Origin of the sequence: Paenibacillus sp. HGF5, assembly GCF_000204455.1 — a bacterium.
Lineage (GTDB): Bacteria > Bacillota > Bacilli > Paenibacillales > Paenibacillaceae > Paenibacillus_AQ > Paenibacillus_AQ lautus_A.
Genome location: NZ_AEXS01000133.1, coordinates 12,629 through 34,074, shown reverse-complemented (window position 1 = coordinate 34,074; position 21,446 = coordinate 12,629). Strand labels below are relative to the sequence as shown.

Sequence of the window (21,446 nt, the reverse complement as noted above, 5' to 3'; positions counted from 1 at the left end):
ATTTTTCCGTTCAAGTTGTTTGCTAATTCAAGCATAATTAAGGGTGAGCGCATTGCGGAATTTTATGCCTGTACAAGCACCGGCCATAGAGATTCAATCTCCTGCTTCAGATTATGCCTATACGGAATATAAGCCGTGCCAGCCATTGATGCCATATGTAGCCTGTTATTGGAGCTTGGAATACCGAGTCACGTCCATTCAAGCTCCGCTCCATCGCATCCTTCCTGACGGTTGCGTGGATATCATATTTAATTTGAAGGCACGGACCGCCTCGGCCTCCGGCTTCGTTACGGGTCTGATGTCCCGTTATGAAGCGGCGATACTCACGCAGGAGCAGTCTCTGTTCGGTATTCGCTTTTTTGCGGAAACCGTTCGCCCGTTCATCCAATTTCCCGCTTCCGAATTTAGGGAGGGGCCCGTTCTCCTGGAAGAAGCGTGGGGGGCACAGGTGAATCAATTGAACGAGGAAATGGTTACAGCTCTTGACTCCGCCCGACGCATCGAGCTGATTGAGACGTTTTTATTCAACGTGTTAAGTCGGAGCAACGTTTGTTCCGAGCCGCTGGTGGAGCAAGGCATGCAGCATGTATACGCCTCCAAGGGGAGAATAACGGTTCATGCCTTGGCCGAAAAACTGAATTACAGCGAGAGAAACATAAGAAGAACGTTTCAGAAGGAATTGGGCATGAAGCCGAAGGAAATGTCGGACATCATTCGATTTCAGAATTTGCTGCAGGAGATGCGCCGTTCCAAACCTCACCGGTTTCCTGATATCGCTGCCCAATACGGATTTTATGATCAGCCTCATTTTATCAACAGCTTCAAGCGATTATACGGCATGTCGCCGAAACAGGCGTTTCAACCATAAATTTGGTATGCATGGCGGCGGCAAGGTTTGTCCGTTTTTTACAATCTTTCTTTCGGGTGTTGAACGACAATTGGGTAGAGGTAACGATGATGATCTACAGGAGGTAACGTAAAATGAGAGCAAGCATATCCGTACTTACAATCGGCGTTGATGACCTGGAACGATCCCTGAAGTTTTACCGTGACGGGCTCGGGCTTCCGACCGAAGGAATCATTGGCACTGAATTCGAGCATGGGGCTGTAGCATTTTTTGACCTGCAAGCAGGCGTGAAGCTGGCGATATGGAATCGCAAGGATCTGTCGGTTGAAGCGAATGTTCCCTTATCGTCCCCAAGCTCTTCGGAATTCACGATCGGCCACAACGTCGGCAGCAAAGAAGAAGTGGATGAGGTGATGGAGCAAGCCAGTAGAGCGGGCGCGACCGTAACCGTACCGGCACAAGACACCTTCTGGGGAGGCTATTCCGGTCATTTTCTCGATCCGGACGGGCATTTGTGGGAGATTTGCTGGAATCCTGCATGGGAGGTTGATCTTTCGTAACGGATGTGATAAATTAATCAACGATTGTTGTGCAACTGAATATTTTATTTGAATGTATAACCTCATTAATATGGTCTGAGGGTCTCTACCAGGAACCGTAAAATCCTGATTACAGAAAATGATTGTCATTTTTTGTAATCGGGATTTATTTTTTTGGTTGACTATAGGCAATTTAACTTCGTAGAAAGGGGATTTCATTCCAGATGAATCTGAAAGTATTAATTCTAGCGATTTCGACGATATCCGTCGGGCTGGTTGAACTTATTGTTGGCGGGATACTGCCGCTCATTGCGGACGACTTGCATATTTCACTCGGTACGGCGGGTCAGCTGATTACCGTGTTCGCCCTGGTCTATGCGATAGCGGGACCGGTGCTTCTTGCGCTGACGGCAAGAGTGGAGCGCAAACGGCTCTACATGATTTCCTTGTTTATTTTCTTTATTGGTAACTTGCTGGCTTATGTAAGCCCGAACTTTACGCTGCTCATGGCAGCCAGAATCTTAACCGCGATGAGTACGGCGCTGATTATCGTGTTATCTTTGACGATTACCGCCAAGGTGGTTGAGCCTGCACATCGCGCTAAAGCCTTGGGCGTTATCTATATGGGGATTAGTTCGTCATTGGTGCTAGGCGTGCCGCTCGGCATCCTGATCAGCGAGGCTTTCGGATGGCGGGTATTGTTCCTGGGTATCGGCTTCCTGTCGATCGGTTCCATGATTTTGATCTATATGTTCCTGGACCGGATCAAGCCTGAAAATGTTACGCCGTTATCCGTTCAGATCAAGGCGCTGGGCAAGATGAAAATCGCCGGTGCGCATCTGGCCACCTTGTTCATGCTTGCAGGACATTACACCATATATGCGTACTTCACGCCGTTTCTTGAATCGGAGCTTGGTCTGAGTCCTTATTGGATCAGCATCTGTTACTTCCTGTTCGGACTATCCGCCGTCGGTGGCGGGGCGTTCGGCGGCGCGCTTGCGGATCGGCTCGGATCGCATAAGAGCATCGTGATCATCATTACGTCATTCATGCTGGTATTGCTCGTGCTTCCGTTATCCACATTTTCGATTGGCGTGTTTTTAGTCGTGATGATGGTATGGGGAGCATTAAGCTGGAGCCTGGCTCCTCCACTGCAGAATTATCTGATTCAAGTGGATCCGGGTTCTTCCGATATCCAGCAAAGTTTTAACAATTCCGCTCTGCAAATCGGCATCGCATTGGGCTCTGCCATTGGCGGCCTCGTGTTAGAGCAGGGAGGCACCGTAGCCAGCACGGCCTGGGTCGGCGGGGGGATCGTCATCGTGTCCCTGGTTTGTGCCGTTTATTCCTTGACGAGACCTGCGCTAACGTTGAAGACTAGCAAATAAATAGCCGTACGTTTTTCGCGAATTATAGAAAAGACAGCCGCATCCATGCAGCTGTCTTTTCTTTTTCAATCATTTTGTACATCGTGCGAACTGCTTCCTGTGCGCACGATGCGTGGTTCGAGGCATGCTTGTATGGTGGGAGGGGTTTACATCTTGGCGACGGAAGAACGATAGATGATCTTGCCCTTCACGACAATTCTGCCGAATTTGGTATCAGGGGTGCTGATTTTGCTTAAGATGGACTGGGTCGACGTTTGAGCCAGCTGCTTCATATTGACCTCAACCGTCGTCAGGTGCGGGACGGTCAGTGTAGCGTAGATATCGTTATCAAAACCAACGACGGAGCAGTCATCGGGAATTCGGTAACCCATGCCTTGCAACTTCTGCACAACCAAATAGGCGACCTGATCACAATTACATACGAAAGCTGTTGGCAATTCATCCGGAATCTCGATGTCGATATAATTGCCGTGCTCATTCCGGTCGTTGATCACCCAGTCCTGCCGAAGTGCGATATGATGCTCCAGCAGCGATTTATAGTAACCCAGGAACCGATCCTGAATGCTGCTTGTGGCATGCAAGCTGCCCACATAGGCAATGTTGCGATGTCCTTGCCGGATCAGGTAATTGGTAAGTTCATAGGCACCGTAAAAATTATCGGAAACCACCGCGTCGATATCCGAATGGTCATCGTAGAAGTCCAGAAACAAAATCGGCGGTTCGATGGCGTGCATGATCTCGATGTAAGGCTTGCTGATCTGTCCCAGCAAAATGAATCCGTCCACTTTGCGATCATAATAGATGCGCGGCAGCTGCAAGGCCTGTTCATCCGAGCTGCTTAAAATATGAAGTATGCCGTAATACCCGTAGTCTTCCAATCCCTTGGAGATTTCTTGATAGACGCGCAGATAGAACGATTGGTCGGGTCCGGTAAAACGTTCGGGAATGATGACGCCGATGTTGTAAGTCAGCCCTTCGCGCATGGACCTGGCAACGGTGTTCACCCGATAGCCCATTTCGCTGGCGACGGCTTTGATTCTTGACTTTAACTCGTCGCTTACGCCTTCCTTGTCGTTCAGGGCTTTCGAGACGGTCACCGTGCTGACGCCAACTTGCTCCGCGATGTCCTTCATCGTTATGTTTTTGTTCATCGCGCTTGTCTCCTTTTATCTACAGTCGAAGTAGAGCATCTGTCCGAGTATGTATGCAATCATTCCATGATTCAAGTACAGTATACCTGCTCGTCTGAGACAAATAAAGGCAAAGGCGCATTTCTGATTGTTATTCTGTTAGAGCTTGCTGCTTATCTGTTCGATTCGATTTAAGATTTCCAAGCAAAATCGACTGTTATGATACGGACATTTCCATGGTCCGGCCATCTCATGCTGATCCGGTTCTCCGTTCCCATTAACGGACCAAAACCATTCGCTGCCGGGGCGGGAATCGATAATATATTTTTCCGTATAATTCCACATTCTGAAGACCTGTTCTAGAAATTGAATATCTCCCGTACGCTGATAGGCATTGAAAAAACCGACCATAGCCTCAGCCTGGACCCACCAAATTCTGGAGGTGTCCAGATGTGAGCCTTCTTGCTCATTCATAAGCGAACCATCCTGCTGCACGGCCCGTTCAGAAACGGCATAAGCCAAGTCCAGAACCATGCGCTTATAATCCGGATTCGTGCTTCCGATAACATCAAGCGCCTCGTCAATCAACCAGCTCGCCTCGATATCATGGCCAAATGAAGTGACATCCACGAGCGGGTTCCAATCCTTGTCAAAAAACACCCCTAAACGTCTCCGATCAGCATCGAAAATATGATGGTACAGAATGGACAGCAGGTTATGAAGCGATTCTCGGACCACCGCCTCGGGCCAAGCCCGATAAAGCGTGGAGTAAGCTTCCAGGACGTGAATATGCGTATTCATCGTGATATGCGCGACCACGCCGTTGCCGCTAAGCATTTCGTTGGGCTGCTCGTTCCACTCCCGGTCGAACTCTTCCTTGTAGGCCTGCCGTTTCGCATCATACCCCTTACTCTCGATCAGACGGTACAGCTCTTTGGCCAGATCCAATGCCTCTTGGTTCCCGGAAGCGCGGTGGTATTCGCTTAATGCATATACCCCGAACGCTTGATTGTAGATATGTTTCCTGGTATCTGTCGGGACTCCCTTGTAATCCACCATCCAATACAGTCCGCCATATTGGCGGTCAATGAGGTGGCGCGCGAGAAATTGAAAGGCATGCCTGGCATTCTCTACGTAGATTTCGTGCCCCGTCGTCCGATAGGCTGCGCTAAAGCTCCATAAAATTCTTGAACAGGCAATCCCGCCTTTGGCTGCTTGTTCATCGATCTTTAAATCGGCGTTCACTTGGCCGTAAAAACCGCCGTTGGTTTCGTCCTTCAATCCTCCCCAAAAAGGCAGGATATGCTCAAGCCATTCTTTTCGGATTTCAGAACCCAGGGTATGTAAAGTCAATGTCATATAAAGCCTCCGTTTTAAGTTATCGTTAACCTTAGGAAATATTTTAAGAAAGAGTATTGTTCGATGTCAACGAAATCTTTTGTACGCAACATTATAATAAACATGTATACACCATTGACAGGTGAAGGTGAGGCATATAAAATTCAAATTATTACTTTAACGATTACCTAAATATTATCAGAATATAAGAACAATCTAAACACTTCGGTTATGATCCATCACCAAGTACCGAGGCTAGAAATCAAATACTATGAATCCAGAAGGAGGAAGATGATGTTGATATGGATGCAGGGATGGAAGTCTATTCTAGTCGCGATCCTGGCGTTTGTGTCATTAGGCGGTGAACTTCCTAGTTCAGAAGCAGCCACAGGATTTTATGTAAACGGTACCAAGCTGTATGATTCAACGGGCAAAGCCTTTGTGATGAGGGGTGTAAATCATCCCCACACCTGGTACAAGAATGATCTGAACGCCGCTATTCCGGCTATCGCGCAAACGGGAGCCAATACCGTACGAGTCGTCTTGTCGAACGGGTCGCAATGGATCAAGGATGACCTGAACGCCGTCAACAGTATCATCTCGCTGGTGTCGCAGCATCAAATGATAGCCGTTCTGGAGGTTCATGACGCGACAGGCAAAGATGATGATGCTTCCCTTGAAGCGGCTGTCGACTATTGGATCGGCATCAAAGAGGCCTTGATCGGAAAAGAAGACCGCGTCATCGTCAATATTGCCAATGAATGGTATGGAAATTGGAACAGCAGCGGATGGGCCGAGGGTTATAAGCAGGCCATTCCCAAATTAAGAAATGCGGGCATTAAGAATACGTTGATCGTTGATGCAGCGGGATGGGGTCAATACCCGCAATCCATCGTGGATGAGGGGGCAGCGGTATTTGCTTCCGATCAACTGAAGAATACGGTATTCTCCATCCATATGTATGAGTATGCCGGTAAGGATGCCGCTACGGTGAAAACGAATATGGACGATGTTTTAAACAAAGGATTGCCTTTAATCATTGGGGAGTTCGGCGGCTATCATCAAGGTGCCGATGTCGATGAGATTGCTATTATGAAGTACGGGCAGCAGAAGGAAGTGGGTTGGCTGGCTTGGTCCTGGTACGGAAACAGCCCGGAGCTGAACGATCTGGATCTGGCTGCAGGGCCAAGCGGAAACCTGACCGGCTGGGGGAACACAGTGGTTCATGGAACCGACGGAATTCAACAAACCTCCAAGAAAGCGGGCATTTATTAATGTCGGATTAGGGTGGATGAGATTGCTTGTTTACAGCAAGCACAAACATAGGGATGCATGCAGGCTGTCGAGGAACCGTCTCGACGGCTTTTTTCTATAGGATTTTCTGAATCGACATACAGCCTATTCTTGCATCCTCTTCGAGACCTATCGACAAAGAAGAGGAACAACCTTTATGCGATATCAATATGCTTGGCTTTGGAGAAACCTGCATCTAGTGCGGGGTTTTGTTTTGATGGTTTAAATATATGTTTATTTCCTACTTGACAGGTGGTATTAATTGGTTTAATCTAGCCACAAGCAAATTCATTCAGTCCTCATTAAATGATCATTCATTATCTTAGTATTGAACGATATATCAGCCGATTGGTCCACCAAAGGCTCCTGTTTACTCGATTTCGTTATTTTAACGGAAGGGGGAATAGGAGCCTTTCTGTATTTTCCGGACATCGTTACGGATTATGAGTTGGAGTCTGAGGCTATCGTTCCACGGGAAGGAGCGGCATGGAAGAAACGGATTGGGCCTTAATGGAAGAGGCGGATTGGCATTTTCGCAAAATGGTGCGGAGATTTGTCAAGGAGCGTGACAAAATCTCGATAGAAGGCGTATCGCTGCCAGGTTTGTTGATCCTGAACACCATATTACGGGATGGGGAGCAGAAGCTTGGGGAGCTTGCGGAACAGCTCGATTTTACGTCCGGGGCGGTAACGGCCTTGTGCGATAAACTTGAGGCTTGCGGGTTCGCGGTGAGAAGACGTAGCAAGAGCGATCGGAGATCGATTGTGCTGGACATCACGGATGCTGGAAGAGAAATGCTGAAGCGTAACCAATACATAGGCGGGCGTTCGATCGAACGAATATTCGGAGTATTCTCGCACGAGGAGCTGCGGGATCTGATCCATTATTGTGAACGGTTGAACGATCATCTGGAGGGCTTCTCTGATTTCGTGCTACGGCCGCCCCGTCCATCTTTCGATACGCCGGCAGCAAATGATCAAAGCAATCCAGGCTCACTGAAACGCTCGAACAAATTCATTTCTTACTAAAATTCATATCAGAAAGGAAGTTGAACGATGGGACATCCAACGATTTATCCAACGGGTACAACCGTATTTCAACCGGGGAAGGCGTGGAGTGGCTATACAATTTATCAAGCTGCGGATACCGGCGCCCTTCTGATTGACATGAACGGCAGGGAGGTTCACTTATGGAAAGGGCTCCGGGGATTTCCGAACAAGCTCTTTCCCGGAGGTTATGTGCTTGGGAGCACCTCAGAGCGCGATCCGAAATACGGGTTTCAGGATGAAACCAATCTGGTCCAGGTCGACTGGGAAGGCAATATCGTCTGGAAATTCGATCGTTATGAATACATAGAGGACCCGGGTCATCCGGCACAATGGATGGCTCGCCAGCATCATGATTACCAGCGGGAGGGCAATCCCGTCGGTTATTATGTACCCGGACAGGATCCGAAGGTAGATTCCGGCAATACGCTTATTCTAGCTCACAAAAATGTGAAGCGTCCCGAAATTTCCGACATCGAACTGTTGGACGATACGATCATCGAAGTGGATTGGGAAGGCAATGTCATTTGGGAATGGGCCGTCAGCGATCACTTTGATGAACTCGGGTTTGATGAGGACGCGAAGCTAGCGTTATCCCGTGATCCGAATACCCGCGGCTTCGGAGCCCATGCCGGCGATTGGATGCATATTAACTCGGTATCTGTGCTGGGTCCTAACCGGTTTTATGATGCGGGGGACGAACGCTTCCATCCCGATAATATAATCTGGGATGCACGGGAAACGAACATTATTGCCATCATCGATAAAAGAACCGGGAACATTGTCTGGAAGCTTGGCCCCGACTATTCCACGGAGGAAACGAAGCATATTGGCTGGATTATCGGCCAGCATCATGCTCACCTCATACCGAAGGGACTTCCGGGCGAAGGCAATATTCTGATCTTCGACAACGGCGGCTGGGGCGGATACGGAAAGCCGAATCCGGAAGCGGCAGATGGCTTGAAAATAGTGCGGCGCGACCATTCGCGAATTCTGGAAATCAATCCCGCAACCTTAGAGATTGAATGGCAGTATACGCCGACGGAGGCCGGCTTTCAGGCTCCGCTGGACTCATACCGCTTCTACAGTCCGTATATCAGCTCAGCACAGCGTCTGCCCAACGGCAACACCTTGATTACCGAAGGAGCCGACGGCCGAATATTCGAGGTGACAAGAGAATTTGAACTGGTATGGGAATATATATCGCCTTATAAAAATATCCGCAACTCCAATATGGTCTACCGCGCATACCGGGTTCCTTATGAATGGGTGCCACAGCTTGAATTGCCCATAGAGACCGAGATTGCTCCGCTTGATGTGGCAGATTACCGCCTGCCAGGTGCCGCACCGAGAGGTGCCGTTACGACCGTGGAAGTAGAAGGCACGATCTCCTATGGGGAGGGTGCGTTATGCGTGGCCAGGACCGATGAAATAACGCAGAAAGAAAGGGATCGCGATGCGTAGACCTTATTTGAAACGATGGCATGCTTGGTTTCTGATATCGATGCTCGCAATGAGTTTGCTTAGCGGATGCGGTAAGGCCAGCGGCGACAGTCAAGAGAGTAAATTTCATTTGAAAATTGCTGATATTTCCACGAATGCGGTGTTTCGTATAGCTAAGAGCAAGGGGATCTTCGACAAACACGGGATTGATGCCGAGCTGGTGAACTTCGCAACGCCGGCCGAAGGCGTGAACTCCTTGTTTATTAAGCAGGTGGATGTTGCCTTCGGTGCAGACTTCCCACTCTTGAATGCTGTTAGCAAAGGCGATTACTCTATATTCGCCTCAACCGGAACAGCCACGGATTTGAGCGCAAGCGAATGGAAACTGTTCGTCCGCAAAGAGATTGCCAGCGCTGCCGATCTCAAGGGCAAGAAATTGAGTTTCTCCAGAGGCACATTCATTCCCTATCTGTGGGATGTTTATCTCGCCGATAACGGAGTTGCATTGTCGGATGTGGAGCTGATCGGGCAAGGAGGCTTCGACGAGGCCTACGTGGCGCTGAAAAAAGGCGAAATTGACGCCGCTTGGGTATATGGCGCGGTGCTGAACGAAAAGTTCGGTGCCCTTGCCGAAGCCAGAGAGCTATCGGATATGTCGAGGACGCCGGTAAGGCTTGGCACCGGTTTGATCGCTTCAAATGAATTAATCAACAGCAACAAGGAAGGATTCGTAGCGCTTCTGAAAGCGCTGGATGAAGCGTCGGCTTATGCCCAAGCCCATCCGGAGGAAACAGCGGATTTGATGTACGAAGAAGTCAAGCAGCCGAAGGAAGCAACCTTAAAGGATCTGCCGAAGAATCCATGGAGCATTGGATTTACGGACAAAGCCTATGCGGGATTGCGGGGGCAAAAGGAATACATGGTCGCTAACGGTATCATCGAGAAGGATTTCGAGCTGAATGATAAATTGAATCTGGATTTGGTCAGAACAGCCTTCCCGGATCGAGTCATTGATTTGAAGTAAGGAGATGATGAAAATGAGAGCAGCGTCAAGGCAGAATGAAATCCATATTGAACAGTTGAATAAAAGTTACACGCAGGCATCAGCATCGGCAGGCGGTTTACATTATATCATCCAGGACGTCAACCTGGCGGTTAAAGGCGGGGAGTTCTTCGTCCTGCTGGGACCGAGCGGGTGCGGAAAGTCGACGCTGCTCAGTCTGATCGCCGGCTTCGTCTCCAAGACATCAGGTCAAGTAAGGGTAGGGGAAAAGGAAGTGGAGCGCCCCGGCCAGGATCGTGCCGTCGTATTTCAGCAAGCCGACTCATCCTTGTTTCCGTGGCTGACGGTTAGGGAGAATGTGGAGTTCGGCCTCCGCATGAAACGGATGCCAGCTGAGAAGAGAAGGGAGATATCCGGCGAGTTTATTGAGCTCGTGGGCCTTGCGGGACATGAAAGCAAATATCCGCGCGAGCTGTCAGGCGGCATGAAACAACGGGTACAGCTGGCACGGGTGCTGTCCAATGATCCCTCGATCCTGCTCATGGATGAACCGTTCGGCGCATTGGACGCGATGACAAGACGCACGATGCAAAGGGAATTGGTCCGCATATGGCAAGATACGGACAAAACCGTCATCTTCGTGACGCACGATATTCAGGAGGCACTTCTGCTGGGAGGACGCATCGGCATTATGTCTGCAGGACCTTCCTCGAAAATAACGGATATTTATGAGGTGCCGCTTGCATACCCGAGAGATTTGTCGGACCCGGCCTTCCATGCCCTGTACAACCAAATCCAATCGCATTTTGACGAGTAGTGAGGAGGCGTTCCCGTGAGCAATCATCTTAAAAAATGGTCCCTTCATATCCTGTTATGGATGGTTGGACTTGGCGTCTGGCATCTGCTGTCCCTTGCGTATGGCCCGGAAATTCTGCCGGGTCCCGTCTATACGGCAAAGGGCGGATACGAATTGTTGACGGACGGCACCTTGATTCAATATATCGGAATCAGTTCGTACCGCGTGCTGCTTGGCTGGACGTTTGGCAGTCTGCTGGCGATCCCGGTCGGAATCATGATTGGGAAGGTCGGACCGATCCGGGCTTTCGCCGAGCCCTTCCTCAATTTCATTCGGTTCATTCCTCCGATTGCGTTCATAACCTTGTTTCTGGTCTGGTTCGGCATCGGGGAGACATCGAAGATCATGCTTATTCTGTATGCAACCTTCTTCATCGTGGTCTTGAATACGCTGACGGGCGTTTTATCCGTTGAGGAGGATAAGATCCGCTCCGCCCGCAGCATGGGGGCGTCCGAATGGCAGATTGTGCTGCATGTCGTCATTCCTGCAACCGTCCCTTTCATGTTCACCGGCATTCGTCTTGCCATGGGAACCTCGTTCATGGCGATTATCGGGGCCGAGATGATTGCATCCAATGAAGGCGTTGGTTATCTTATATGGAATTCACGATTGTTCTTCCGTACAGATTGGATATTTGTCGGCTTGATCTGCCTGGGGTTAATGGGGTTCCTGACAGACCGGGCCGTGGGGCTGCTCGGCCGCAAGCTGCTGTCCCGGTATGGGGTGGTCAGCGCAATTTCGCTGCGTCGGTAAAACGTTAATAATACAACAGTATCAAAACAGCAACGGCACCCTTCATGAAAAGGGTGCCGTTGCTGTTTACCATCGACATCATGATCCGGAATAATGGATCACCATGCTTAACCGGTTCAGGGAATCCCCGGAATTGTGATAAACATGTGGTTTGTCTGCCTTGAAGCGGATGGATTCACCTGCCTTTACCGTATATTCCTCCTGATCGACACGAATGGTGACCTCACCATCGAAAACGGTAATAAACTCTTCCGTACCCTCGATATGGGCTTCTGCACTTAAATAACCGCCATGTTCCATTTCTAATGAATACATCTCGAAGCGCCGCCCGTCTTCATACGGGAAATACGGATAAATTCGAATCCGGCCGTTATCCTCAACCAGTGCCTGCACCTCTTCCCGTGATACCACGACAGTACCGGAATGCGGCTCATTGATTAACGACGAAAAAGAAAGCTTTAATCCGTTGGCAATCTTCCATACGGTGGTTATGGAGGGGCTCGATTCCCCGCGTTCAATCTGACCCAGCATCGTCTTGCTGATGCCGGTCATTTCCGCGACTTTATCCAAACTCAGCTTTCTCTGCTCCCTGAGCAGCTTTAAATTGTTCGCCAGTATCAGATTGATGGGTTTCAAATGATGGTTCACCTCTAAACTGTATATATTGTGCGTTATAACATACATGATATATAATAATAACGCACGATCGCTATAACGACCGATTGCAATCACTATAACATACAAACGAGAAAGGAGTTAAGAGCTTGTTTATCCTTCCGCTGTTGACCTATGCCATTGTAGCTTCATTTACGCCCGGTCCCAACAACATTATTTCGATGACCAATGCACGAAGTTACGGTTTTCGAGCAACGATGCGCTTTATCGGCGGGGTTGCAGCCGGATGTTTGATCATCATGCTGCTGTCCAGCTACTTCAACTTGGCAATGTATCAATACATCCCGAAGATTCGATTGGTTATGAATATGATCGGTTTCCTGTATATGATTTATCTTGCCGTAAAAATCATGCGAAGCAGGCCGCAGGGGGATGCAGATGATAAGTCAGGTGGATTTAACAGCTTTACGTTCGGATTCATATTTCAATTCATGAATCCGAAGGTCATTTTATACGGGATTACGGCCGTATCGACCTTCGTGATGCCAATTGCAGCAACCCATGTGCAGCTGTTATTATTTTCGATACTGCTCACCATCGTTGGCATTTGCGCCAATATGACCTGGGCGCTATGCGGTTCGCTGTTCCAGAACCTGTTGTCCCGATATGAACGTACGTTCAATATATGTATGGGACTGCTTCTGATATACAGCGCATTCTCAATTTATGCAGCGAATGGATAGGAACCGGGCCTCGTCGTGCACGGACGCCATGCCAAAAGAACAAGGCTTTCCGAAACGTTCGTCCGGAAAGCCTTGTTTGGGTTATTCGAAGATTTTGGAAATCTGTTCTTTCAGTTTGTTAGCGGAAGCATGGAATTGGGTCAATTCCTCGTCGTTAAACTCGAGGCTAAGAATTTCCCGAACGCCGGTGCGGTCAACCACGCAAGGCACCCCAAGATATACGTCGGACACGCCATGGTAGTCTGTAAGCAGCGTAGACACATTGAGAACGGAGCCCTCGTTTTGCAAAATGGAGACGATGATCCGGTCAAGCGCCAATGCGATAGCATAGGAAGTGGAGCCTTTGGCGTTGATGATTTCATATGCGGCGTTCTTGGTACGATCAAAGATATCATCTCTTTCATCGTCCGTCAGATCGATCCCGATACCGGCAATGTTGGCGATGCTCCAGAGCGGCAGCTCGGAATCGCCGTGTTCGCCGACGATATGGGCGTGAATGCTGCGCGGATTAATGCCTTTGTTTTGCCCGATCAAATAACGGAAGCGGGCGCTGTCGAGCAGGGTACCTGAGCCGATTACCCGATTAACCGGGAAGCCGCTCTTTTTCAATGTGACGTAAGACAGAATATCTACCGGATTCGTAGCGACGAGAATGATGCCGTGATCATTGTATTTGACGATATTTTGAATAATATCGTCAAATATGGCCGTATTCCGCTTCAATAAATCGATTCGCGTCTCGCCCGGTCTTTGGTTGGAGCCTGCGGCAATGACAATGATGTCTGCATCCTTGCAATCGCTGTAATCTCCAGCCCAAAGTTTCACCCCGCCGGCAAAAGGGAGGCCGTGGTTCATATCCAAGGCTTCGCCAAGAGCCTTGTCATGGTTGGCATCGATCAATACCAGTTCAGATACTCTTTCCCGCAAGAATAAGGTGTACGCAGTCGTTGCTCCTACAGCTCCTGTACCGATGATCACGACGCGGGACGGGCGCTGAGCTTCATTTTTTGTCATCAATGTTTCTCTCCCTTGCACTCAGTTAATGAAGTCCTACAGATGGAAAGCTTCTAATTACTTACCCTAATGAACAGCTGTATACACAGCAACTCCATTAGGCGCTTTCGATAGTAATGATAACATATTCAGGAAGATTTAAGCAGTGGGAGTGTGATTTAAGTTACGTTCATGCTCACTATAGAAGGATTTGATTGCACATTACCTTTCATATGTCCTAGATGTCGATGTCGAACCGTCGTCGGTGCGATGCCATTTCATGCGAATGAAGTAAACCGCTCCTTTAGCTCCTGAAGCAAGACCTTCCGGTATTCGTTCCCGTCATGGTAGAGTTCACCGATCCTTGTGTAGACCTGATCCCATTGTTCCTGATATGAACCGGCTTGTTGATCATCGTAATTTCTTTTGAACTCGTCCATGACGTTTTGGATGTATGCCGGTCGTGCGCCCCATTGTCCAAGAACCGCGCCGGTAGCCGCATTAAGGAAGAGGGCGATCGGTTGAGCACGGCCACCATCCGTAAGAAAGAGATCCATCGTTTCCAGATGCTCTTCCATGATAAGCACTTCGGTCGGTATGCGGCTGTATTCCATTACCCGGAACAAGACGGGAACATTCCAGATCACATCCGGACACCAATCCGTACAGAGGATAAGGCAGTGGAGTTGGCCGCGCTCGTTACGTCCAGCGAAGAACCGTTGAACTTCTTCATCGTCCCATTGAAAGCGGTCATATACTTGCCTGAACTGTTCCTTCGTATTGGGGATGCTGCTCAGTTTCATTTCCCGGCTCTTCATGCTCTCCGTAAAATGACGGGGGGATAGGCCTTGCCCTATTTTGTGCCGAAGATGGATAGGCGTTGTCATTGGCTCATTCGTCCTTTCGTACTGAACGGGTAGTTTTGGTGTACATTCAGCCTATAGCTAGCTTAGAATATATTTGACCACACAGAAATGGTCACTTTGGAGCTGTTTATGCAAGTCAGTTGAATGGAATGTGGGTCTTGAATTTATATTAAAAAAGCCTGAGGTGGTCCATTTTTGTTTGATATCCTTTTACCTGAGCAGAGCGAGTTTCCGTTATACCAGCAGTTATACCTTCAACTTCGTGAGGGTATCCGAAACGGCGCAATTCCCGACGGACAACGATTGCCATCGGTACGATCCCTCCAGCTTCAGCTCAATATAAGCAAGACGCCGATCGAGACGGCTTATCAGATGCTGACAGCAGAAGGGTATGTGATCAGCAAACCAAGGTCGGGGCTTTACGTCCTGAATCCCTACAAGGAATTCCCATACTCCCAACAGCATCAACAGCCGCCCTCCATGACCACGTTGTCAGTCATCCATTACCACGCGCATACCAATCCCAATGTCATCGATTTTAATCCAACCCGATTAGATCAAGCTGCCTTTCCGGTACGAATTTGGAATAAAATGCTCAAGGAAGCGCTGGACCACCATTTATGCGAGATCGGAATGTATGGGGATCCACAAGGCGAATACGCCCTTCGGCGCGTGGTTTCCGAATATCTGCGGAATTCCAGAGGGGTCAATTCAACGCCGGATCAAATTGTCATTGGTGCCGGAACGGCATATAGCATAGGCCTTCTCTCCAGGATGCTGAAAGGGATGAAGCATGTTGCCGTCGAGGAACCGGGTTACAGCCTGGTACGGGATCAATTCCAGCTGAATAGCTGCGAGATTCTTCCGATATCGCTTGGCGATAAGGGGATCTCGCTTGACCGATTGGAGCAAAGCCATGCAGAGCTCGTGTACGTAACGCCTTCTCACCAATTCCCGACGGGAAGCATTATGCCGTATCCGGAGCGGGAACGATTGCTGGAGTGGGCGAATGCGAAAAATGCATACATCATCGAGGATGATTACGACGGCGAGTTTCGCTACCAAGGCAAGCCGATTGCTTCGCTGCAAGGATTGGATGATAACGGACGGGTGATTTACGCCGGCACCTTCTCGAAAGTGCTCACCCCCGCACTGCGAATGAACTATCTGGTTCTTCCACAGGCACTGCAGCATCAATTGACCCAAATGCAGCAGGAGGTGTTTTTTGCCCCATCGCGTGTGGAGCAGTGGGCGATGACCGCTTTTTTCGAACAAGGGCATTGGTTTCGCCATATTCGCAAAGTTCGGAACCTGTACAAGAAAAGACATCATCGGTTGATCGAGCTGATCGAGACTCATCTTGGCAAGTTTGTTGAAATAACGGGTCAGAATGCCGGGCTTCACCTTCAACTGCTCGTCAAAAAAGAAGCTACCTCGGAGGAATTGATTCAGGAGGCTGCGAAAGCCGGCGTGAAAGTATATGACTTGCGGAAGACGTGGATAAAGCAGCGTCAAGACGCTGGACAGTACCCGAGGATATACTTGGGATTTGCCAGCTTGAATGCGTCCGAAATGGAAACGGGCATTCGGCTGCTGCAAAAAGCCTGGAACATGAACTAACCACTCGGGAACCCTCCTGTCTTTTATAACACCAACAAACTGACCATTCCATGCAGGTCAATTTGTTAGTTATGATAAGCAAAAAAACAGGAGAAGGAGAGCAGGTTATCCATGATCACGCATAGCGAGGTAAAAGCGTATTTGAACCGATTAGGCATATCCGAAATCAAGGCTCCGACAAAGGAATATTTATTCGAGCTGCATAAAGCGCACGTGACAAGAATTCCTTGGCAGACCCTGGATATTTTTGCCGGAAAACCGACTCCCATGGATATCCAAAATTCGGTACAACTGCTGATCCATCAACGAAGCGGTTATTGTTTTCATTTGAATGGAGCTTTTACCGCTCTTCTTCGAGCCTTGGGGTATGCGGTTAGTTGGCATAAGGCCGGCGTACAGCCCTTAGGACAAGAGCCCCGGATTAACGGCTTCCATCTCGGGTTAACGGTCAGCCTCATGAACGTAGAGATTGGGGAAGAAGAGTCTTGGGTTGTCGACGTTGGTCTCGGGGATATGCCATGGGAGCCGATCCCATTGAAATTCGGGAAATACGTACAGGGGCCTTTCACGTACGTGCTTGAGCCGTCTTCCGTAACGGATCAGGGCTGGCGGTTGATTCATGATCCCCAATATTCCTATGTAGGGGTAGATTACGCGCCTGAGGTTGTAAACAGCTTGGAATTATTTAAAACAAATCATGAATTTTACAGCCGATCGCCGGAATCTCCTTGGATGGATCTATTGGTTGTGAGGCAGCGGCACGATGTGGGCATGAACGAGCTCAAAGGCTGCATTTGGAAAAAATGGAACGGCAGCATTCTGGACACCGCAGAGGTCTCGTCGAAATCGGAGTGGCTCGAGATCCTGGCGGACGTATTTAACGAGCCGCTCGTCAACTATTCCATTCTAGAACGGGATCTGATTTGGGCAAAGGTGTGCAAGCAGCATCAGAAATGGTTGAGGCTTTTGGAAGATCAACGATCTTAGAGGGGGCAATCCGGCATCTCGTGTGACTCCTAAGCTGATGTCCTTCGTCGTAGAACGTTCTAAACCAATCTGTCTCTTGAATGCCTGCAACCCCAGGTGATAAAATGGTACTTAAATTTCATGTCGCTAAGCACATGAACATGTTCCATAACCTACCTGTAAGGAGTTAAATGCATGGCAACCATCGATGATTTTACCAAGCTGGATATTCGCGTCGGGACGGTCGTGGAAGCAGAGCCTTTCCCGGAAGCGCGCGTTCCCGCCATAAAAATGAAGATTGATTTCGGCCCGCTGGGGATCAAGCGTACAAGTGCACAGATTACGAATCGCTATGACGCGGATAGCGTTGTAGGAAACCAAGTAGTGGCCGTCGTCAATTTCCCGCCTAGACGCATTGCCGGCTATCAATCTGAGGTGCTTGTGCTCGGCGGCGTACCGGAGCAGGGGGACGTGGTGCTTCTGAAGCCGGATTTCGATCTGCCGAATGGAACGCCCATCGCTTAAGCTTATTCCATTTACCGATCCAAGCTTCGGTTTTATGGCGAAGCTCTGCTCATAAATGCGTTCCGGGATGGTCGCCTAACCGTCCTCCTTTGAATATATCTGAAGTATCAGATGATTCAAGAGAGGATGTTGGCTTTGCAAACTGTTTCCCATGGTATCGTCCAAGAGTGGATTGCCTACACATCGAACCGCGGCGGATCGTTCGACATATGGCTGTACCGCCCTCGGGACGGTTTTGATTTTCAACTTACTCAAGGGCTCGGCGCGGAATTTTCGGTTCCCTATTGGTCGCCCGATCGGAGGAGAATCGCATTCATCGGTAACGGCAATGTGGTCCATGTGCTGGATACCGTATCGTTCACAGTAGCCAGAATTGATCAAATCGAACCGTACACGCTGCTGGACTGGTCTTCCAATAGCCGGTCTTTGGCGTATGTCAAGAATGATCGGATCGTCATTTATGATACGGCCTCACATCGAAGCTATTCCATCCCGGAGACTGGAGCAAAGGATGCCCAGTGGTTCCCTTCGGGCATGGAGCTTCTATTTGCGTCTCCTGATTCTGGAGGGGTTATGCAGCTCTACCGCATTCGGACCGATGGCACGGAACGGAGACAAATCACACATCTAACGGACGGTCCGCTCCACGACGTTCGGATTTCCCCGGATGGAACCTTCGCGCTGTATACATCCCCTGGAGCAAGCATCTCCATGATTTCGACGGTGGATTTGGCAAACGGCACCATCTATGCATTGGAAGGCGGCCCACTTGCGAAAAACTATTTTCCCGTGTGGTCTCCTGATTCTAAAAGCATCGCTTACAGCGCAACAGCCTACATCGAGCCAAATTACTATTCGCTCATCCAGATTGACAGCCGGTCCGGTCAGGATCAAAGGACGGTTGCAGTTTCCAACTGTTTCGCCACGCCCGTCGATTGGTCGCCGGACGGTGCCAAAATCGCCTATTTGTCCGGGTGCACCGTTGAAGAATTCGCTAGTCAGCTTTGGATCGTCGATATCAGGGAACAGATGCCGATGAACGTCGTTAGCGGAGGCCGGATTACTGCCTTGCAATGGTCCCCAGGCGGCAGAAAAGTTCCGAAAAGCATGTTCACAAGCCTTGTATACCGGGTGTCCTTCCCGTATCCCGCAAATTGGCGGCCGGTCAGTGAAGAGAGATACGAGGGCTTCGACGGTTTCTTCCAGGTATCCGCGATTTCGTCTGGCGACCGGATTGCCAATGTATGCAGCTCCGAAGCTTTTCATCCATTAATGCCTTACGGTTCTTCTCCAAGGATTGTCCCTGCTATGATACAAAATCAAGAAGCGTGCTTCATTTATCCTTCAGCTGATCAGCCAACGGAGATGAATAACCAAGCAGCCCTTATTGTGAGATATCCAAGTCCTGTCCAAATCGGGGAAATGGTCTACCCTTATTTCATCTTGTGGGCAGACGTTAACCATATCCGTCAAATCGGCGCGAGGCTGTCGTTCATCTAGCGTTTGAGCAATGAGTTGCAGGAAAGTGCCCGCCGGCCGTTGAATATATCCGAATGCTGCAATAATGATCAGGCCTTTTCAGGAACAATTATAGCCGCAGGAGGAGAACAACATGAAGTCGATCACCGTTCAAAGTCTTACGGAGTTATTTCATTTGGAAGTGCTTGCTGGCGCCAATCGCATGGATCGAATGATTACCCGTCCGCAAACGCACAGACCGGGTCTGGAGTTTGTCGGGTATTTCGATTTTTTCCCGATGGAGCGAGTGCAGGTGCTCGGCCGTAAGGAGATTAACTATTTATTGACGCTTAGCATAGAAGAACGCAAGCTGCATATCGGGAATATCGTCAAATATCACCCGCCGTGCTTTATTGTCACCTCAGGACAGCAGGAGATCCCTTATCTGACTCTATTCTGCAATCAGGAAGGCATACCGTTGTTGAGGACAACCGAGACGACAACGGAGTTTATTGCCAAGTTGAACAGTTATTTGGTGAAGACGCTGGCTCCGGAGATGTCGATCCATGCGGTGTGCGTGAATGTATCCGGCATTGGGATCCTGCTCCGGGGCAAATCCGGTATTGGCAAAAGCGAAACGGCCCACACCCTTATCCGCCGGGGCCACCGGTTTGTGGCGGACGATATCGTGGTGCTAAAAAAGCTGGGCCCTTCGACTCTTCTTGGAACGCATAATGAGACAACCCGGGAGTTTCTGGCGCTGCGAAGCATCGGGTTGATCAATGTGGTGCGTCAATACGGGCGCACGGCTTTTCAAGATGAGACACGAATCGTGCTCGACATTGAATTGGTGCCTTGGCGTGAAAATTCCCTAAACAACGAGCTGGAGGCCGTGCCTCAATTTACGGAATATCTAGGCATCCAAATTCCTCATATCGAGGTTCAGCTACAGCCGGGGCGCGACGTAGCAAGTCTGATCGAGGCGGCGGCCAACAATTGGTATCTTAAACAACTCGGCTACAGTGCGGCCGAAGACTTTATGAAACGAATCGAAAACGAGATGCAATCGTGAGGCTTTAACGACTTTCCGCCATCTGATAATAAAAAAACATACGGAAACGATGTTGGTGATAGATGAAAATTCAAGTAGGAGAACAACAAATCGAATGTCATATAGAATACGGTCCACGCAAAAAGCTATCGATCCATGTCCACCCATCAGGTTTGATAACGGTGAAGGCACCGAATCGTACAAGCGATGAGATGGTGATCAACGCCGTAAGGCGGCATGGGAGTAATATCGTGAAGCAATTGCAAGCGATCGAGGCAGCCCGAACGGCTCCGAAGGTCAAGGCATACGAGGATGAAGGCAAATTCCTTCATCTTGGGCAGTATTATTCGCTTCATGAGTTAATCGAGACGGACGGGCGAACGGAAGAGGAGCTTCAACGGGATCTGAAGAAATTTTACTTCGCAAGCTGCAAGAAGGTGATCTCGGAACGCATCCGAATTTATCAGAAGCAGCTGAAAGTCACGCCGAGATCCTTCATCATCGAGGAGTCCAAAACGAAATGGGGCAGCTGCAGCTCGGCGAAGCATCTCACTTTCAACTATCGCCTCGCGATGGCGCCCATCGAGGTCATTGATTATGTGGTCATTCATGAACTCTGTCATCTCTTGCATATGAATCATGACCGATCCTTCTGGCGATGCGTCGGCAGCGTGATGAAGGACTACAAAGATAAGGAAGCCTTCCTTGCGAAATATGGACATGCCATGACTTTGTAATGCATGGATTATGAGTCATAGAGAGAGTAAAGACACTGCCTGATTTGGGCAGTGTCCTTTTTTTTGAGTGGATGCTGATCGGCTGATCTGATTCCATGATCCACTGGCAGCGTAGGCGCCAGGGCAGCTGCTCACTATGATTAACGGATTCCTGGTATTCGGCACGACTGCCGTCTTGTCGACCGGTTATGATGGCTGCTGCTTGCGTTGATCATGACATCTATTTACATTAGAG

Annotated in this window: 21 protein-coding genes and 1 riboswitch; of the genes, 16 read left to right on the top strand and 5 right to left on the bottom strand. The window is 49.3% G+C overall.

Features of this window, described 5'->3' with window-relative positions; genetic code table 11:
- Window positions 1-43 precede the first annotated feature (43 nt).
- The 3 genes from HMPREF9412_RS20865 to HMPREF9412_RS20855 all read left to right on the top strand — a co-directional run bounded on the left by HMPREF9412_RS20865 (window position 44) and on the right by HMPREF9412_RS20855 (window position 2,774).
- Window positions 44-868: a DUF6597 domain-containing transcriptional factor gene (locus tag HMPREF9412_RS20865; RefSeq protein ID WP_009593713.1), complete on the top strand. Its 825-nt coding sequence runs from the start codon at window positions 44-46 to the stop codon at window positions 866-868.
- Window positions 869-981: 113 nt separating this feature from the next.
- Window positions 982-1,407 carry a VOC family protein gene (locus HMPREF9412_RS20860; protein ID WP_009593736.1) on the top strand — a complete coding sequence of 142 codons (426 nt, stop codon included), beginning with the start codon at window positions 982-984 and terminating at the stop codon, window positions 1,405-1,407.
- Between the two features lie 32 nt (window positions 1,408-1,439).
- A riboswitch (purine riboswitch) is annotated at window positions 1,440-1,539 on the top strand.
- A gap of 71 nt (window positions 1,540-1,610) precedes the next feature.
- Window positions 1,611-2,774 (top strand): MFS transporter, encoded by a 1,164-nt coding sequence (locus HMPREF9412_RS20855; RefSeq protein WP_009593772.1) that lies wholly within the window; start codon window positions 1,611-1,613, stop codon window positions 2,772-2,774.
- 146 nt (window positions 2,775-2,920) lie between these two features.
- On the opposite strand, the gene HMPREF9412_RS20850 is transcribed toward HMPREF9412_RS20855, so the two are convergent.
- Both HMPREF9412_RS20850 and HMPREF9412_RS20845 read right to left on the bottom strand, forming a co-directional pair.
- The gene (locus HMPREF9412_RS20850) at window positions 2,921-3,925 is read right to left on the bottom strand and encodes a substrate-binding domain-containing protein (protein WP_009593704.1); all 1,005 of its coding nucleotides are present in this window, start codon (window positions 3,923-3,925) and stop codon (window positions 2,921-2,923) included.
- A gap of 138 nt (window positions 3,926-4,063) precedes the next feature.
- A complete protein-coding gene (locus tag HMPREF9412_RS20845) occupies window positions 4,064-5,263 on the bottom strand; it encodes an AGE family epimerase/isomerase (RefSeq protein ID WP_009593760.1) in 1,200 nt (399 codons plus the stop codon).
- A 273-nt stretch (window positions 5,264-5,536) separates the two neighbouring features.
- On the opposite strand from HMPREF9412_RS20845, the gene HMPREF9412_RS20840 reads away from it, so the two are divergent.
- The 6 genes from HMPREF9412_RS20840 (at window position 5,537) to HMPREF9412_RS20815 (ending at window position 11,637) form a co-directional block, all read left to right on the top strand.
- A complete protein-coding gene (locus tag HMPREF9412_RS20840; protein WP_009593769.1) occupies window positions 5,537-6,517 on the top strand; it encodes a glycoside hydrolase family 5 protein in 981 nt (326 codons plus the stop codon).
- Between the two features lie 504 nt (window positions 6,518-7,021).
- Window positions 7,022-7,564, top strand: coding sequence for a MarR family winged helix-turn-helix transcriptional regulator (locus tag HMPREF9412_RS20835; protein WP_009593715.1), 543 nt, complete (start codon window positions 7,022-7,024; stop codon window positions 7,562-7,564).
- Window positions 7,565-7,591: 27 nt separating this feature from the next.
- A complete protein-coding gene (locus HMPREF9412_RS20830) occupies window positions 7,592-9,046 on the top strand; it encodes an aryl-sulfate sulfotransferase (protein WP_009593747.1) in 1,455 nt (484 codons plus the stop codon).
- On the top strand, window positions 9,039-10,049 hold the full coding sequence (locus tag HMPREF9412_RS20825; RefSeq protein WP_036672949.1) for an ABC transporter substrate-binding protein: 1,011 nt from the start codon (window positions 9,039-9,041) through the stop codon (window positions 10,047-10,049). The genes HMPREF9412_RS20830 and HMPREF9412_RS20825 overlap by 8 nt, the downstream gene beginning before the upstream one ends.
- A gap of 13 nt (window positions 10,050-10,062) precedes the next feature.
- Complete coding sequence (locus HMPREF9412_RS20820; RefSeq protein WP_009593764.1) at window positions 10,063-10,845, top strand: ABC transporter ATP-binding protein; 783 nt, start codon at window positions 10,063-10,065, stop codon at window positions 10,843-10,845.
- Between the two features lie 15 nt (window positions 10,846-10,860).
- Window positions 10,861-11,637 carry an ABC transporter permease gene (locus HMPREF9412_RS20815; RefSeq protein WP_009593748.1) on the top strand — a complete coding sequence of 259 codons (777 nt, stop codon included), beginning with the start codon at window positions 10,861-10,863 and terminating at the stop codon, window positions 11,635-11,637.
- Between the two features lie 78 nt (window positions 11,638-11,715).
- Here HMPREF9412_RS20815 and HMPREF9412_RS20810 read toward each other — a convergent pair whose 3' ends face one another.
- Window positions 11,716-12,273: a helix-turn-helix domain-containing protein gene (locus tag HMPREF9412_RS20810; RefSeq protein ID WP_009593733.1), complete on the bottom strand. Its 558-nt coding sequence runs from the start codon at window positions 12,271-12,273 to the stop codon at window positions 11,716-11,718.
- 128 nt (window positions 12,274-12,401) lie between these two features.
- Here HMPREF9412_RS20810 and HMPREF9412_RS20805 point away from each other — a divergent pair, with 128 nt between their 5' ends.
- Window positions 12,402-12,995: a LysE family transporter gene (locus HMPREF9412_RS20805; RefSeq protein ID WP_009593757.1), complete on the top strand. Its 594-nt coding sequence runs from the start codon at window positions 12,402-12,404 to the stop codon at window positions 12,993-12,995.
- A gap of 81 nt (window positions 12,996-13,076) precedes the next feature.
- On the opposite strand, the gene HMPREF9412_RS20800 is transcribed toward HMPREF9412_RS20805, so the two are convergent.
- Both HMPREF9412_RS20800 and HMPREF9412_RS20795 read right to left on the bottom strand, forming a co-directional pair.
- Entirely contained in the window at window positions 13,077-14,009 is a 933-nt protein-coding gene (locus tag HMPREF9412_RS20800; RefSeq protein WP_009593738.1) for an L-lactate dehydrogenase, read from the bottom strand.
- 257 nt (window positions 14,010-14,266) lie between these two features.
- A complete protein-coding gene (locus HMPREF9412_RS20795; protein WP_036672943.1) occupies window positions 14,267-14,875 on the bottom strand; it encodes a thioredoxin family protein in 609 nt (202 codons plus the stop codon).
- Between the two features lie 174 nt (window positions 14,876-15,049).
- Between HMPREF9412_RS20795 and pdxR the strand changes: the two genes are divergently transcribed.
- From pdxR to HMPREF9412_RS20765, 6 genes are all read left to right on the top strand, one after another.
- Window positions 15,050-16,474 carry a MocR-like pyridoxine biosynthesis transcription factor PdxR gene (gene pdxR / locus HMPREF9412_RS20790; RefSeq protein WP_009593745.1) on the top strand — a complete coding sequence of 475 codons (1,425 nt, stop codon included), beginning with the start codon at window positions 15,050-15,052 and terminating at the stop codon, window positions 16,472-16,474.
- A 111-nt stretch (window positions 16,475-16,585) separates the two neighbouring features.
- Window positions 16,586-17,461 (top strand): arylamine N-acetyltransferase family protein, encoded by an 876-nt coding sequence (locus tag HMPREF9412_RS20785; RefSeq protein ID WP_009593759.1) that lies wholly within the window; start codon window positions 16,586-16,588, stop codon window positions 17,459-17,461.
- A 174-nt stretch (window positions 17,462-17,635) separates the two neighbouring features.
- Window positions 17,636-17,965, top strand: a complete 330-nt coding sequence (gene csaA, locus HMPREF9412_RS20780; RefSeq protein ID WP_009593710.1) for a chaperone CsaA — start codon at window positions 17,636-17,638, stop codon at window positions 17,963-17,965.
- 126 nt (window positions 17,966-18,091) lie between these two features.
- On the top strand, window positions 18,092-19,465 hold the full coding sequence (locus HMPREF9412_RS31770) for a PD40 domain-containing protein (protein WP_050802841.1): 1,374 nt from the start codon (window positions 18,092-18,094) through the stop codon (window positions 19,463-19,465).
- 112 nt (window positions 19,466-19,577) lie between these two features.
- A complete protein-coding gene (hprK, locus tag HMPREF9412_RS20770) occupies window positions 19,578-20,495 on the top strand; it encodes an HPr(Ser) kinase/phosphatase (RefSeq protein WP_009593767.1) in 918 nt (305 codons plus the stop codon).
- Window positions 20,496-20,557: 62 nt separating this feature from the next.
- A complete protein-coding gene (locus HMPREF9412_RS20765; RefSeq protein WP_009593763.1) occupies window positions 20,558-21,211 on the top strand; it encodes a M48 family metallopeptidase in 654 nt (217 codons plus the stop codon).
- Window positions 21,212-21,446: the final 235 nt, after the last annotated feature.